Genomic DNA, 14,897 nt, shown 5'->3' on the forward strand with positions numbered 1-14,897 from the left:
TGGAAGCAAGGATAAACACACAGACATCGGCGTTCTGTGTTTATCTTTTGGAAGAATGACGAACTGCGAAGACGCTAAGAAGGCGAAGAGAGAAGGGAGAGAAGATGATTATTGAAAATAGCGAAGTTGTGCTGTCAGTACGGAATCTGACGGCTAATGTTGATGGAACACCAATTTTGAAAGGTGTGAATCTTGAGGTGCGATCGGGTGAAATTCATGCGATCATGGGGCCAAATGGTTCTGGTAAGAGTACCTTTTCTAAGGTGTTGGCTGGGCATCCGGCGTATGAGGTGACTGGCGGTGAAGTGATTTTCCAGGGGCAAAATCTGCTGGAATTGGAACCGGAGGAACGCGCTAGAAGTGGTGTATTTTTGGCGTTTCAGTATCCGTTAGAAATTCCGGGTGTGAGCAATTTAGATTTCTTGCGGGTGGCGTACAATTCTCGTCGCAAGGCGCAAGGTTTAGAGGAAATAGACGCTTTTGATTTTGACGATTTGATTGAAGAAAAGCTGGATGTGGTGAAGATGAATTCCAGTTTTCTCAGTCGCAGTTTGAATGAAGGGTTTTCTGGTGGTGAGAAGAAACGGAATGAAATTCTGCAAATGGCGCTGCTAGAACCAAAGTTAGGAATTTTGGATGAAACAGATTCGGGTTTGGATATTGACGCGCTCCGAATTGTAGCGAATGGGGTAAATCAACTGGCAACTCCAGAAAATTCTACAATTTTGATTACTCACTACCAACGATTACTTGATTATATTGTGCCTGATTTTGTGCATGTGATGGCACAAGGGCGGATTATTACGAGTGGTGGTAAGGAACTGGCGCTGGAATTAGAATCTCGCGGTTATGACTGGGTGCTAGAAGAATTTGCTGCTGAGGTGGGTGTGTAATGAATATTCAAGTTTCTCCTAGCCCAATTCCAAATTCTAGTACAGTTAATCTATCATCAGCCCTTTTGCATAAAGATACTTTCTTGAGTGATCTATCAAAAAAAGTACGTGCTGTCAAGGGCTATGAAACCTTTTCGCAGAAAGATTTTGCTTGGGTAGAAAAATTACGCGATCGCGCTACTGACTGGGTATGTCACAGTACTATACCCACCACCCGTGATGAGGAATGGCGTTTTACCGATCTGTCTGCACTCAAACAGGTACAATTTGATTATCATTTAGAGAAGCGGAATCTAGCCTCTCTACAAAAAAATATTCTGCCTGAAGCTTCTGAAAGTCATTTGATGATTGTTAATGGTGTTTATGTCCCTGAATCATCTTCTATTTCCAATTTTCATACAGGGGGAGTTTTTGTAGGTAATTTTGCAAGCTTACCTGCGGAATATATTGAAAAAGCGAAGGAATATTTGGGGCAATCCGAAGGAGCGATGGAAGTCTTTACAGCGCTCAATACTGCTGGAATGATTGATGTTGATATAGCAGTAGTATGGGTATCAAAGAATGTAGTTGTAGAAACTCCAATTCATTTGGTGTATGCAACTACTGATGACAATCCTGTGATTTCTCAACCCCGTTGTTTGGTTGTTGTCGAATCTGGTTCAAAGGTGACTATTGTGGAAGAGTTTACGAACCACAGAGACACAGAACGCACGGAGGAAGAGGGGAAGAGTGGTTATTTCGCTAATGCAGTTACGGAAATCTGGATTTCTGATAATGCTAGTGTGAATCATACTAGGGTTCAAAGAGATAGTAACGAAGCGTTTCACGTTGGCAAAACTGCTGTGACTCAGGCGCGTTGCAGCCGTTATACTTGTCATGCCATAACTTTAGGTGCAAAGTTGTCACGCCACAATTTGGAGATTTTGCAAACTGGTGAGCAGACACAAACTACTCTCAATGGTTTGACGATAATTTCTGGTAAGCAGTTGGCTGATACTCACAGTGCGATCGCACTTAACTATCCTCACGGTACAAGCGATCAATTGCATAAATGTATTGTAGGCGATCGCGCTCATGCAGTGTTCAATGGTAAAGTTTTTGTACCCAAACCAGCGCAGTTAACAAATGCAGCCCAGTTGAATCGCAATTTGCTGCTATCATCGAAAGCCAGAGTTGATACTAAACCCCAACTGGAAATTACTGCGGATAATGTAAAGTGCGCTCACGGTGCTACCGTTAGCCAATTGGAAGATGATGAAATATTCTACCTCCAAAGCCGGGGAATCGATGAAAATGATGCTCGCAAATTGTTAATTAACGCTTTCGCCGCCGAAATCATCAACCAAATACCAGTTCCCTCTCTGCGAGAAATCTTGTTAAACACAGTCAATAATCTTAAGTCTCTGACTAATGACTAATGACCATTGTACAGACGCAATTAATCGCGTCTCTACTGACCATTGTACAGACGCGATTAATCGCGTCTCTTATAACTAATCTACCAATGACTTTTACTCCTACCAAAACCCTTGCTGATAAAGTTCGCGCTGACTTTCCGATATTGCATCAGGAAGTCAACGAGAAACCCCTGGTTTACCTCGATAATGCTGCGACATCACAAAAGCCTTTATTCGTATTAAATACCCTACGTGATTATTACGAGCAATATAATGCTAACGTGCATCGAGGTGCCCATACCTTGAGTGCTAAAGCTACTGATGCTTATGAAGGTGCTAGAGATAAAGTTGCCAAATTCATCAATGCTGCATCGCGTCAGGAAATCGTCTACACGCGCAACGCAAGTGAGGCAATTAACCTAGTCGCTTATAGCTGGGGAATAAATAATTTACAGCCGGGAGATGAAATTATTCTCTCGGTGATGGAACACCACAGTAATATTGTGCCTTGGCAATTGGTAGCACAAAAAACGGGTGCAGTAATTAAATTTGTAGAATTAACACCAGAAGAAACTTTTGATTTGTCACAGTTTAAAAAGCTGATTTCTGACAAAACAAAGTTAGTGTCAATAGTGCATATTTCTAATGCTTTGGGTTGCATTAATCCAGTGGAAGAAATTGGTGCGATCGCTCACAGCTATGGTGCTAAATTCTTAGTTGATGCTTGCCAAAGTGTTCCCCACTTCCCTGTGGATGTGCAGAAGATAGATTGTGATTGGTTGGTAGCTTCAGGTCATAAAATGTGCGCTCCAACTGGGATAGGATTTCTGTATGGCAAGTTAGAATTATTAGAATCAATGCCACCATTTTTTGGTGGTGGTGAGATGATTGCAGAGGTGTATTTAGACCATTCTACTTATGCAGAATTACCGCATAAATTTGAAGCTGGTACGCCTGCAATTGGAGAAGCGATCGCACTTGGTGCTGCGATCGATTATCTTAGCAATATCGGCATGGATAAAATCCACGCCTACGAAGCAGAATTAACCGCTTATTTGTTCCAACAATTAGAGCAAATTCCCCAAATTAGAATTTACGGCCCCAAGCCAAATGCAAAAGGTGAAGGTAGAGCCGCTCTTGCGTCGTTCACAGCCGGAGAAGTCCACGCCAACGACTTATCTACATTATTAGATCAAGAAGGCGTTGCTATCCGTTCTGGACACCACTGTACTCAACCATTACACCGTTACTTAGGTCTTGCTGCAACCGCACGAGCAAGTCTATCTTTCTACAACACCCGCGAAGAAATTGATATTTTCATCAAAGCACTGAAAGAAACTCTCGATTTTTTTGCAGGTTTACTTGCTTAAAGTTACAAAATATTCCGATAGTGATTGTGCCAAATATCAGCAATTTATCTTGCTAATAGTTGGCACAATTTAATTATCTGGATTCTTTACAGGAGCAACTAAAGTGTCATACAGTGACTTTACTTTAGATAGAGTTAGAAAAACCTTTGGCTTAACTATTTCTGATAAGATTGATATATTTCCATTTATACATGAAGTAGACTGTCCACCATTACTTGCAGAACTATTGCGGTAAAATGTACCTTTGGCTCTTGTTAGTAATACTGAAAAATCTCGTTCAAAGATGATTATTGCACCTATTTTAATCGCTATAAGAAAATATTTAAATAATCAAATAAGTTTATTTTCTGGTATTGACTTTACTGTTGATTCAGCACAAGGTTTAAATGGAAATTGCGATTTTATTATTAGCCGTTCATCAGAGTTACTAATTCTGAATGCACCAGTTGTCACAATTGTAGAAGCTAAAAAAGAAAATATCAATGCAGGATTAGGTCAGTGTGTAGCAGAGATGTTAGCAGCTAAATTGTTTAATGAACGTGAGTATAATAACATTCAGGCAATTTATGAACTGTCACCACTGGAACTAACTGGAAGTTTTTGAAGCTCATTGGGCAAGTGATTGAAATTGACTTGAGCGAGTATTATATTAATGACATAGGTAAAATTTTCGGAATTTTATCTAATATCCTGGCAGAAGAAGTATTGTAATATGCTTGTCAAGTCAACGCCTGCGGAACAAAGAACAGTCTTACACAACGTTAGCTGGGAAACCTTTGAAGCCTTGCTGAGAGATACAGGTGAAGATAGAGGTTCTAGGTTTGCTTACGACTGTGGCACTTTAGAAATTATGACTCCACTTTTTGAACACGAAAATCCTAAAATTTAGTTTGACCGCTTGATATTCGCTTTAGCAGTGGAATTAAAAACTAAAATTAGAAGTGCTGGTTCTACAACATTGAAACGTAAACCAATAACAAAAGGAATAGAACCCGATACTTGCTATTATATTCAAAATGAGCCACTAATTAGAGGTAAACCAAAATTAGATTTCACAACAGATCCAGCACCAAATTTAGCAGTTGAAATTGATCTTACTAGCAGTTATATTAATAAGCTTAATATTTATGCGGCTTTAGGTGTAGGAGAATTATGGAGATATGACGGTGAATTTTTAAAATTTTATCAACTAGTAGCAAGCGAATACATTGAAATTAAGTCGAGTATCGCTTTCCCTTTAATTTCTGTTAGTGAAATGAATAGATTTATCCAGCAAAGCAAAACTATGGATGAAATTCATTTGGTGCAATCGTTCCGTGCTTGGGTGCAGGGCAAGATAGGGTAAAGTGTACTTAATTGATAAATATAATTACTGGCTTATTTTTTGAATTTATGCTTGTCAAGTCAACGGTTGGTGAACAAAGAACAGTGCTACATAACATTAGCTGGGAAACCTTTGAAGCCTTGTTGAGAGATACAGGTGAAGATCGAGGTTCTCGGTTTGCTTATGATTGCGGTGTTTTAGAAATCATGACTCCACTTTTTGAACACGAAAACCCCAAAAGTAATTTTGGTAATTTTATTATTGTTTTAGCTGAAGAATTAGGAATTGAAATTAGAAGCGCTGGTTCTACAACATTGAAGCGGAAAATATCAAAGCGGGGAATAGAACCAGATACTTGCTACTATATCCAGAATGAACTAGCTATTAGGGGTAAGCAAACTTTAGATTTAGAAAACGATCCACCGCCTGACTTAGCAATTGAGATTGACATTACCAGCAGTTCAGTTAACAAATTGGGGATTTATTCAGCGTTGGGTGTAACTGAACTTTGGAGATATGATGGGCAAAATTTAAAGTTTTATCAGTTGATAGAAGAGCAATATGTCGAGTGTAAGTTTAGTATTGCCTTTCCTATAGTTTCAGTGAGTGAGATAAGTAGATTCATTGAGCAGAGTAAAAGTATGGGGGAAATTGCTTTGCTGAAATCCTTTCGTGCTTGGGTCAGGAAGAAGATAAACTAATTTTAATTACTTAGTTGATTATCTGATATTTTGGTAAGTGTTCATTCTGGGCTGTTTTACAATATTTATGCTGTAAAGCAAATTATTTGTAGTAGTAGCTAATCTCATTTTCAAGTTTGAGCCTTTTTATTTAATATTCACTCCTAGTGTAAACAAAATAGCTTTATGGCTACCAACTGGATTTTTGATAAAAATCTCAAACCACTGATTGAAATTTTGGCTATGTTTTGTGACTGCAAAATAGATCGAGATGATTTAGATACAATCTACTCTGGAGTCAAAAAAACAGATTATGAGAAAGATGTTTGGTTCGAGTATGAATATACTGGCAGCCTAAAGTTTAAAGTTGCACAGGATGTAGGTTCATCTGTAATTTTTGTGGATGTGTTGGCTGATGAGGGGTTGGAGGCAAAGGTAGCTGTAGCAATAGAAATTTTACAGATATACCGTTTAACATAGATAACAAACATGGATAACATCTATAATCTAAAATAATATTATATTGAGCAACTACATTAATAACAACCATGCACCCCATATTAAAAGTCGATATTTCCGAACTAAGTGTATCTGAACGTATACAGCTTGCCGAAGACTTATGGGACAGCATTCTTACTACGCCCGATGAAATTCCTCTCAACGATGAGCAAAAACAAGAATTAGATAGACGCTTGGAGATGCATAGCCAAAACCCAAACCGAGGTTCAACCTGGCAATCAGTGAAGCAAAGACTAGGTTTACCTGAATGAGCTATCAGTTAATAATTAGTCCAGAAGCAGAACTGGATATTCAAGATGCTTTTGAATGGTATGAACAACGTGAATCTGGAGTAGGTTCGGAGTTTGTACGCGCAGTTGATAGCTGTTTAGCATTAATCGGACGTAACCCTTCAGCTTATCCAGTGGTGTATCGACAAGCGCGACGATTACTAATACGTAGGTTTCCCTATGGTGTTATTTATATTGTAGAAGAAGATATCATTACTGTAATTGCTTGTTACCACGTCAAACGTAATCCTAAACAATGGCAGAGCAGGAATATTTGAACGCTTTTATGATCTCGCCTACAATCACCTGAACTATCTATAATTTCTGCTCTCAAATAAGCCATTAATAACAGTGTAATCAAAGCGATCGCATCCTACGAAATCAGCTCAAAGAATCTGGATCGATCCCCAACTCCGCAATTCTTGTGCCAGTCTTCGAGTGCATTGTTCAGCAGTGATTCCTGGTTTGTCATACCAATACAACCAATCCCGCCTAATTCCCTAATAGGTTTCCCGTTCATAACCAATTGCTAAACCTATCTCTGATAACCAAACGAAATTTCCTGGTTGCAATACATATTCACCATTTACAAAGCGATAACCTTCTAAAGGTAGTTTTCTTCAGCGTTGGGGATTGTAAACAACATAATATAAAACCTCTATATTCTCTTATTCTCTCGATTTTCACAATTCATTTAGGATTGCTATAGTTAGAAAAACTTTTAGTTTAACAGAGTAAAAGATAATATCGGGAAGAATTTTAATTGCTGAGTTGGAATGTGCAATAAGACATCAGGGGCCTTTTTTTAAAATTGTTGTAACTGTGGCTATGGCATTCACGGCATCCATACCATAACTCATAAAGAAATCTACTGTACCCCCATCAACAATTGAGTACCACTGAGAACCTATAGACCAGTCGTTTCGATAGTTACATCTAAACTGTAGTCTTTGTAAATACCAGTGGCGTAGGCGCAGCCCGCACAACTCTTGGAGACGCTCTTGCTAGCTTGCTTCCATCAAGTGGTACGGCAAGCTACTTCGGCTGCGCTCAGTACAAGTCAGTGACCATCTTAGACATCGTTTGGTAAAATCCACCATGTTCTGCTTGTGCTATCTAGTTTGTACTAAAGGTAACTTTATTCAACCGATTGTTAGTTGACAGTTGGTTGCTGTTAGTACAAACAGTGATAACACTGCTATTAATTCAGCTAGAAGCGTATTGAATAAAACTATGGCGAGTAAGGCGATGAATTGTTGTTGATGAGGACGATAACAGATTCCTAAAACAGTATGATGCTCTCTCCTATCTGCCGTTATAGCTGAATCTAAATGTACATTCTAGAATCAACTTTTGATTCACTAGGGAATAGGGCTGAATTTCTAAAGCACGTTGAAAAGCTCGGATAGCTTGACTATACTCTCCTATTGCTGCATAGCATAAGCCCATACCATGAAGCGCCCCAAAATGTATTGGATTTATCTGTACAACCATCTGACAATCAGCCAGAGATTTTTGATAATCGCCAATACTGTAATAGAGGAAAGCTCGACGATTCCAAGCTTCGGCAAAATCTGGCTGGTCTTTAATTAATGCCGTCAGCGCTGTTTCAGCTTCAGCAATTTCACCTGCATCCAGTAACTTTTGACTGCGGTCAATTATTTCCAGCCCATAGATTCCCTTTTGCTGAAACCAGATCCGCCAGATTTTTCTGGTTGCCTTGTCGCGCACTGTGGCATCCGGGTTTTTCAACTCTTCAAGTAAGGAATTGATAAATAAAGAATCCATGAATTTGAGATCAGTGAATATACCTTTGTATTAACTTTCTCACAAAATACATCAATTAAATCATTTTTCAACTCATCTTTAAATTAACTTTGATTAATCGTCAATTATGAAATTTATGTGTGATTTATTGTCTTCAACAATATGACTAATACCATACTAGATATTTCAAGTCATAAAAATAAAAACTGACTAAGGTAGCTAGCAGTTCCCTTTGGCGACATCAATATACTAGAACTGTAATATGCAGTTAGACAAAGGTTGTTTGCAGTTAGATGGCAAGATTATGAAACCAGGCGGTAATTTGGTTATTACCAAAGCCGCAGTTGAGCCAGTTTGGTATTTACCAGGAATTACTAAGCGCTATGACATTACACGATCGCGGCTGCTTTTCCCGTAAAGAATGTGATGGGCTTCTAAGAATTAATGCCGAATATGTTGTATTGGCTTTTCACAAATTATCTTAGTGGCTAATATACTTTTTACTAGAACCTAAATTTATCTGCTTACTAGCTGCACCAGAAGGTATAGAGAGTCTTGTAATGTACATTACATTCCCATGTAATATTATATGCCTTTGTCATTGATGACCATTTGCATAAACATAGCTAATTAAGTGGTGGGTTATGAGATACAGGCACGGTGGGCTACACCTAAGCTTATGTAACACAAAATAAGCTGATTACCCCGATCGAATGACGAGCAAATCCAGTTATTAACCTAATACTGCACAAATCGTAAGTTAACAAATTTTACTTCATTAAATATGGCAATATTCTTAAATAAATACATACTAAATACATCACATTGATACAGTAACTTTATATAAAATAGTGATTAGTTTTCTTAGCTATTCCATAATCATCTATTATAATGTTGGATAATTTAATTAATTTCCCGATTAGAACGATAAATATTACAGAGTAGGTACTAATGGTACAACCGACTATCGCACAATTAGAAACAGAAATATCAAAGCAAATCATAAAATTATATAATGATAGATTAGGAAAATCTCCTAGCCAAATCATTTGTCATTTTTTTGATACTGAAATCGTAATTTCTATAGAAAACTCTGTTACTCAAGCTGAACAAACTTTACTCAAAGGAGGTTATGATACTTTAGCTGAACAAGTACGATTATATTTAGAAAAAATAATTAAACCAGATTTAAAAAATTTGATTGAGGAAATTATTGGTCAACCTGTCCTTTACCTGATGACAAACACAAATTTAACAACAGGTCGTAGTGGGATTGTTGTAATTCTCAAAGAATTAGCTGAACTTCGTAATCCCGAACCTATTTCCAAGATAAATATTAGGAATTTAGCTGACAGATGTGGCGACTGATTACCACTTCTAATTGATTAAAATCATAGGGTTTAGTAATGCAATCATCAAATGCTGTGAGCATTGTGAAGCGCTCGTCTTGTACTGTTGTTATCGGTGTGACTGCAATGATTGGAATGGTAGCAGTTTTTGAGTCATCTTTAAGATCGTCAATGACTCGGTTCGCACTCAAATTAGATAGCTTCATATCTAGCAGAATTAAATCTGGTTGATGAGTTTGTGCCAACATCACAGCCCTCACTCCTTGTTTGGTACAAATACATGAAAAATTTAATATTCCTAGATGAGAATTAAGTAGCTCTAAATCATGTAAACTCTGTTCTACAACCAAAATTAAAGGCTGTTTATTCATAAGCAGTTAGTTCTGTCTAAAAAAAGCTATTCATCAAAACTCCACCCATCAGGAAAACCTGAAAGTCTTTGTTTATAGCAAGTGTTTAATTGAATGTACAAACGACCAACTAAAGCATAAAAATCAATAACTTAATATATAGTTCATTCGGTTGTCCATCAGCGTTAATTAGGAAATAACCTCGTAAAGCAGTCATAACATCAAGCACATATTAGCATAGTTGATGTATGTAATTGCCAGGATTGACCATAAGAGCTGATTCGTAAAGAAAATCTGAAGGGTACTTAACTCATTGCTAGGTCTAAGTTTCAGCGAATAAGTGCTGTATTGACTTAAATTACTGAAACCCTGATTAGACAAGTGTTTTACTTGAGTTGACAAATTAGCTCTAAAGATCGGTATTTTAACCTTGTTTTGTCACTCTTGGAAAACAATAATCGAAGCAAGATTTTGAAACTTTGATTGAGTCAACCTTTGAGCCTCTATTTTTTAATAGTAACTATTTGTAGCCAAAACCGGAAAATTCAAGCTCTGAAAGTCTTTCAGCGATTGGGTTCTCCCAAAGTGACAAAACAGGGTTATGGTACGTAAGGGATACTTAAGGCACTTAAAGTTGCAGATTTACCAGCCTAAGCCAGGAGTGCCCAAATTGCGTAGGCATCGCTTTTATTACATTACCATAACTTAATTAAGTATATTTAACCATCAAGTAACTTACGTGCATAAGCGATCGCCTCTGTTGGAGTTGAAACTTTCCCCTCAGCTTGTGCTACGCCAATTTCAGTGAGCAGTTGACCGATAATTGGCGAAGCTGGAATATCTAATGTTGTAATCAACTCCTTCCCGCTGACTAGGGGAGTGGGATGAGCGATCGCATCATCAGGGTTGAGGTAGCGGTCGATCAAAGGTGCTAAGATTTGGTAGCCCATTGCTTTAGTTTCCACTGCTGTGTGTAGTGGTTTGTCACTAGATACTGTCTCTAGCAAATTATTAATTGCTACAGCTAGCACTGCCGTAGCGGGGAACACAATATCTGCGTTATGAAACAAAAAGTATTGTTCTCGCAAGGACATATCAACTACTTGAAATTGCGGTAACAGTTTCAAAGCAGTAGTTACACCTCGGATTTCGGCACGACTATAAGTTAGTTCCTGTAGCTCTATTTCTGCTAATACTGGATCTGGGTTGACGAGACAAGCAAGTTTAGCAATACCTAGCCAAGTAGTTTTAATACTATCGCGGACATATTCTTGCAGTTGTACGCCTAGTTGTTGCCAATTTTCTGTGAGTAAGGTGGCGGCTGTGTCAACTGCTGCTAGTTTGAGCAAGCTTTCACGGGTGGCATTTTTGAAGAAAGGCGCAAGTAAACCATCTTCCCAAGCCGTTGTAATCCAAGGAGTACCCTGAGAGTTTGCCAGTAGATAGCCAATTTCTACCCTAACTCTTTCGGCTGCAACTTTGCTAAGATGTGATGCCAAAGAACGAATTGTGGCTTGGGTAGCTGGCTCAATAGTAAAACCTAGTTGGGCGGCTTGGCGATAACCTCGCATTAACCGCAAAGGGTCATCTTCTAGGTTCGCGGGTGATACCATTCGCAAAATGCCCTGTTGTAAGTCTACATAACCTTGCAGAGGATCGATAATTTCTTGCGTATGGGGATTATAGGCGATCGCATTTACTGTAAAATCCCGTCTGTGCAAATCAACTTCTAAACTATTTCCTTCCTGTTGGGCAAAGTCAGCCGTGGCGTGGGGAAAAACCACACGCGCAATTTGTCGTTCGGCATCGAGTAACACAAAACCAGCTTTGTAATGATGAGCGATCGCTCTGGCTACCTTTACCGCCTGAGATGGTATAACAAAATCTAGATCCAGATATTCACGAGTTCTGCCCAGGATCGCATCTCGGACAGCACCACCTACCATGTAAGCGGGTTGTGGCAAGAATTCCAAGCTAAAAGGCCAATTTTCGGGAGCGAGGGTAGAAGGAACAGATTCGTGCATTGTAATAAAAATCAACCCAGCAACTCATGAATAACAGTTGGGCTTAAGTTAGATTAACAATAAAGGCCCCTGGAGTTGGTTCTATTATGTGTATTTGCGTGAATTGCCACTATGTAGACAGCTGTGTTACCTATCATGCCGTAGAAGGGCAGCACCAACAGCCTCACTTGACTGAAACACCAAATTTTGACCCGAATGAACCTTCTATCAATGTCAACATTCGGACTAAAGATGATGTGATTGAAATGGAATGGGATGTTGTTGGTTGTCTGAGCTTCAAGCGAGAAACGGGTAAGTGGTCGAAATTGCGTCCTGGTGAATTAGTGCCGACTTGATAGAAAATGATTGGTGTATCTTACAGCTATTTTCAGGTAAACAGACTACGCGTTAGGGGCACAGCAATGCTGTGCCCTTAATACAGATGTGGTTCAAATACATGATTTCTGCTGTAATGAGATTTTGTCCATTAGCGATCGCGAATTCATGATACAGAAACGAGATGTCAGGAAAGCGATCGTAGAAGATAAAGAAGCTAGCCAAGAGAAACCAGCATGACCAACACACAGCGACTAGACCATGTAGAAGATGACCTCGAAACTGTTAAGCGATTGCTAATATCTACTGCTAGCTACGCAGAATCAGCAAACAGGCGGCTTGATGAATTGACCATAAAACAAGACCGTACTCAATCTCACCTTGATGAGTTGACCATAAAACAAGACCGTACCCAATCTCACCTTGATGAATTGACCATAAAACAAGACCGTACTCAATCTCACCTTGATGAATTGACCATAAAACAAGACCGTACTCAATCTCACCTCGATCAACTAGAGGTACGTATTGATCGGGTAGGGGGAAAGGTTGACCAACTTTCTGATAAAATTGATGGCTTTATCACTCACACGCAACGCCTATTTACAAAGGCAGGCAGTGAAATAGAGGAAACAATGGCACGAACTGAGCGATTAGAAGCACTCATGCTAAAGCTTGACCGAAGCTTTGAAGAACAAAAATCTCAGTTTCAGGAGTTTCAACTCACCACGGGTGCTACCTTGGAGCGAATTGACCGAGTTTTGGACTATCTACTGAGACAGCAAGGCGGTAATCTAAATCCCCCATCCTAGCCGCGATCGCTTTTAGAAAGTCAACAGCATTGGCTCTCACAAACTTTGTAACAAGACTGTTTGACTGATTATTACTCAGTAGTTTTTCAATTAAGAACCGCTATGTTATATGCTTAAATAAATCACGTTAACTCTATAAAAATAGATATTTTAAGTAACTTTGACAACGGAACTAGAAGACCTTGCAATAAATAAATACGCTTTAGCACTACACACCACCACTCCCGAATTGGGTTTGGCAATTAGTAATTTTGCAGGTGAAACTCGCTCTCAAATTTGGAATCTGGGGCGCGATTTATCTAGCTTAGTGCATCAATATTTAATTGAATTTATCAAACCGCAAACTTGGGCGGATTTGTCCTTTATCGCAGTTGCCAAAGGCCCCGGCGGCTTTACGGGAACTCGCATTGGCGTTGTCACCGCTCGGACTTTAGGGCAACAGTTAGATATTCCTGTATTTGCGATTTCAACTTTGGCTGCGGTAGCTTGGTCAGAAGTAGGTAAAAGTCAAAATATAAAAACTTTTGCTGTGGAAATGCCAGCACAACGAGGTCAAATTTTTGCTGCTATTTATCAATTTCAGCCAGATACTTCTAAACTAAACGTGTGTTTGTCAGATAGAGTGTTGACACCAGAAGCTTGGCAGGAAACTTTAGCGAAGTGGAACACTAATTATCAGCTGATTCAAGCCCAATCTGGGTTAGCAGCGACGGTGACAAGTATTTTGGAACTAGCTAATCTCGATTGGCAAGAAGGCAAGTGTCCTCATTGGTCCGAGGCTTTGCCATATTATGGGCAACATCCTGTAGAACTTTAACTGATATTATCGCAGTGCATAAGTCCAAAATCAAAACAGCCACAGCCAAACCGGGAGAGTAACCAGTAATACTATAGCCCCAGCAGCTAATGCTGTAACTGCCAGATCGCAATCGAGATTGAATGTCTCAGCAATTACCAGTGTGGCAAAAGCTGGAGGCATAGCCATTTGTAGCACGATTATCTTTGCGATCGGCCCAGTTAATCCAAATAGGGGTAAGATGCTACCCAATATCAAAGGAACTAGCAGCATTTTGATTCCTAAGCTCATCCCTACTTGTGGTAGGCTACGCCAAGATTTGAGCAACGCTAGGCGCATTCCAATTAATACCAGGGATAAAGCTACACTACTCCAAGCAAATTTTTCTAACCAGAATTCTGCAACTGTGGGAATTGTCACCTGCCGAAACAGCAAGCCAAATCCGAAACCCCACAGCGCAGGATTAATTAAAATCGCCCTAGTAATCTGCCAATGATTCTGGACACTGCCACCAAAACTAGCTGCTAGCAACACACCCAGAGCATAAGTTCCTGGGAATGAACCTAACAAATCGTAAAATAACGCCCAAGCAAAGTATTCCTTGCCTACCATTGCCAAGGTAATGGGAAAACCAAGATAACCAGTATTACCCAACATTGCGGCTAATATCAAGCTAGCCTGAGTTGATGGTTGGGAAACAGTCTTTCTAAAATAGGCTTGTCCTTTAATCGCTAACCAAGCAAAAAATGCTCCTAGTAAAATAGCTAGGTAAGCGATCGCAGGTGCAATCCAAATTTGCCCCGACAAGCTAGATTGACGCAAAAACGATACTATGCTTATGGGTACTCCCACCCAAAAAAGAAACAGTCCTAAACGTGTAGGAACTGTTACAGGTAGTTTGCGTCCCAGGATAAAACCTACTAGGACTAATCCTCCCAGCTTGACGTATAGTTCTAAAAGGTTTGTCAAGGTTGCGCCTAAGAACCACAGATGTAAAATGCTACCTGTTACGTCTACTTTTGTCCAGTGCAA

Annotated in this window: 16 protein-coding genes and 3 pseudogenes; 15 read left to right on the forward strand and 4 right to left on the reverse strand. The window is 39.4% G+C overall.

Annotation, left to right across the window (positions count from 1 at the left end):
• Positions 1–104: 104 nt before the first annotated feature.
• From sufC to NSTC731_RS19455, 9 genes and pseudogenes are all read left to right on the forward strand, one after another.
• Positions 105–893: a Fe-S cluster assembly ATPase SufC gene (gene sufC, locus NSTC731_RS19415; RefSeq protein WP_322685216.1), complete on the forward strand. Its 789-nt coding sequence runs from the start codon at positions 105–107 to the stop codon at positions 891–893.
• A complete protein-coding gene (gene sufD, locus NSTC731_RS19420) occupies positions 893–2,311 on the forward strand; it encodes a Fe-S cluster assembly protein SufD (RefSeq protein WP_445626370.1) in 1,419 nt (472 codons plus the stop codon). The genes sufC and sufD overlap by 1 nt, the downstream gene beginning before the upstream one ends.
• Before the next feature lie 86 nt (positions 2,312–2,397).
• Positions 2,398–3,660, forward strand: a complete 1,263-nt coding sequence (locus tag NSTC731_RS19425; RefSeq protein WP_445632128.1) for a cysteine desulfurase — start codon at positions 2,398–2,400, stop codon at positions 3,658–3,660.
• Positions 3,661–3,763: 103 nt separating this feature from the next.
• A pseudogene (locus NSTC731_RS19430) lies at positions 3,764–4,371 on the forward strand (hypothetical protein).
• Position 4,372: 1 nt separating this feature from the next.
• Positions 4,373–5,005 (forward strand): annotated as a pseudogene (locus NSTC731_RS19435) (Uma2 family endonuclease).
• 47 nt (positions 5,006–5,052) lie between these two features.
• Positions 5,053–5,685: a Uma2 family endonuclease gene (locus NSTC731_RS19440; protein ID WP_445626371.1), complete on the forward strand. Its 633-nt coding sequence runs from the start codon at positions 5,053–5,055 to the stop codon at positions 5,683–5,685.
• Between the two features lie 165 nt (positions 5,686–5,850).
• Positions 5,851–6,144, forward strand: coding sequence for a hypothetical protein (locus NSTC731_RS19445; RefSeq protein ID WP_445626372.1), 294 nt, complete (start codon positions 5,851–5,853; stop codon positions 6,142–6,144).
• A gap of 68 nt (positions 6,145–6,212) precedes the next feature.
• Positions 6,213–6,434, forward strand: coding sequence for an addiction module protein (locus NSTC731_RS19450; protein ID WP_445626373.1), 222 nt, complete (start codon positions 6,213–6,215; stop codon positions 6,432–6,434).
• Positions 6,431–6,730, forward strand: coding sequence for a type II toxin-antitoxin system RelE/ParE family toxin (locus NSTC731_RS19455; protein ID WP_445626374.1), 300 nt, complete (start codon positions 6,431–6,433; stop codon positions 6,728–6,730). Before NSTC731_RS19450 ends, NSTC731_RS19455 begins: the two co-directional genes overlap by 4 nt.
• Positions 6,731–7,757: 1,027 nt before the next feature.
• Here the strand turns inward: NSTC731_RS19455 and NSTC731_RS19460 are convergent.
• Positions 7,758–8,240 (reverse strand): tetratricopeptide repeat protein, encoded by a 483-nt coding sequence (locus NSTC731_RS19460; RefSeq protein ID WP_445626375.1) that lies wholly within the window; start codon positions 8,238–8,240, stop codon positions 7,758–7,760.
• A 253-nt stretch (positions 8,241–8,493) separates the two neighbouring features.
• Between NSTC731_RS19460 and NSTC731_RS19465 the strand changes: the two are divergent.
• Positions 8,494–8,625: pseudogene (locus tag NSTC731_RS19465) on the forward strand (GTP cyclohydrolase II); the annotation flags it as partial.
• A gap of 545 nt (positions 8,626–9,170) precedes the next feature.
• Positions 9,171–9,587 (forward strand): DUF2294 domain-containing protein, encoded by a 417-nt coding sequence (locus NSTC731_RS19470; RefSeq protein WP_445626376.1) that lies wholly within the window; start codon positions 9,171–9,173, stop codon positions 9,585–9,587.
• On the opposite strand, the gene NSTC731_RS19475 is transcribed toward NSTC731_RS19470, so the two are convergent.
• Together NSTC731_RS19475 and NSTC731_RS19480 are read right to left on the reverse strand one after the other, a co-directional pair.
• Positions 9,556–9,939 carry a response regulator gene (locus NSTC731_RS19475; RefSeq protein ID WP_445626377.1) on the reverse strand — a complete coding sequence of 128 codons (384 nt, stop codon included), beginning with the start codon at positions 9,937–9,939 and terminating at the stop codon, positions 9,556–9,558. The two genes, NSTC731_RS19470 and NSTC731_RS19475, sit on opposite strands and share 32 nt — an antisense overlap.
• A gap of 698 nt (positions 9,940–10,637) precedes the next feature.
• A complete protein-coding gene (locus NSTC731_RS19480; protein WP_445626378.1) occupies positions 10,638–11,942 on the reverse strand; it encodes a CCA tRNA nucleotidyltransferase in 1,305 nt (434 codons plus the stop codon).
• A gap of 86 nt (positions 11,943–12,028) precedes the next feature.
• Between NSTC731_RS19480 and NSTC731_RS19485 the strand changes: the two genes are divergently transcribed.
• The 4 genes from NSTC731_RS19485 (at position 12,029) to tsaB (ending at position 13,886) form a co-directional block, all read left to right on the forward strand.
• Positions 12,029–12,277, forward strand: coding sequence for a Ycf34 family protein (locus NSTC731_RS19485; protein ID WP_118167283.1), 249 nt, complete (start codon positions 12,029–12,031; stop codon positions 12,275–12,277).
• Positions 12,278–12,365: 88 nt separating this feature from the next.
• Positions 12,366–12,497, forward strand: coding sequence for a hypothetical protein (locus NSTC731_RS19490; RefSeq protein WP_445626379.1), 132 nt, complete (start codon positions 12,366–12,368; stop codon positions 12,495–12,497).
• Entirely contained in the window at positions 12,494–13,069 is a 576-nt protein-coding gene (locus NSTC731_RS19495; RefSeq protein ID WP_445626380.1) for a 6-aminohexanoate hydrolase, read from the forward strand. Before NSTC731_RS19490 ends, NSTC731_RS19495 begins: the two co-directional genes overlap by 4 nt.
• Positions 13,070–13,229: 160 nt before the next feature.
• A complete protein-coding gene (tsaB, locus tag NSTC731_RS19500; RefSeq protein ID WP_445626381.1) occupies positions 13,230–13,886 on the forward strand; it encodes a tRNA (adenosine(37)-N6)-threonylcarbamoyltransferase complex dimerization subunit type 1 TsaB in 657 nt (218 codons plus the stop codon).
• A gap of 30 nt (positions 13,887–13,916) precedes the next feature.
• Here tsaB and NSTC731_RS19505 read toward each other — a convergent pair whose 3' ends face one another.
• A complete protein-coding gene (locus NSTC731_RS19505) occupies positions 13,917–14,834 on the reverse strand; it encodes an AEC family transporter (protein ID WP_445632129.1) in 918 nt (305 codons plus the stop codon).
• Positions 14,835–14,897 lie beyond the last annotated feature (63 nt).

Source organism: Nostoc sp. DSM 114167, assembly GCF_052692655.1.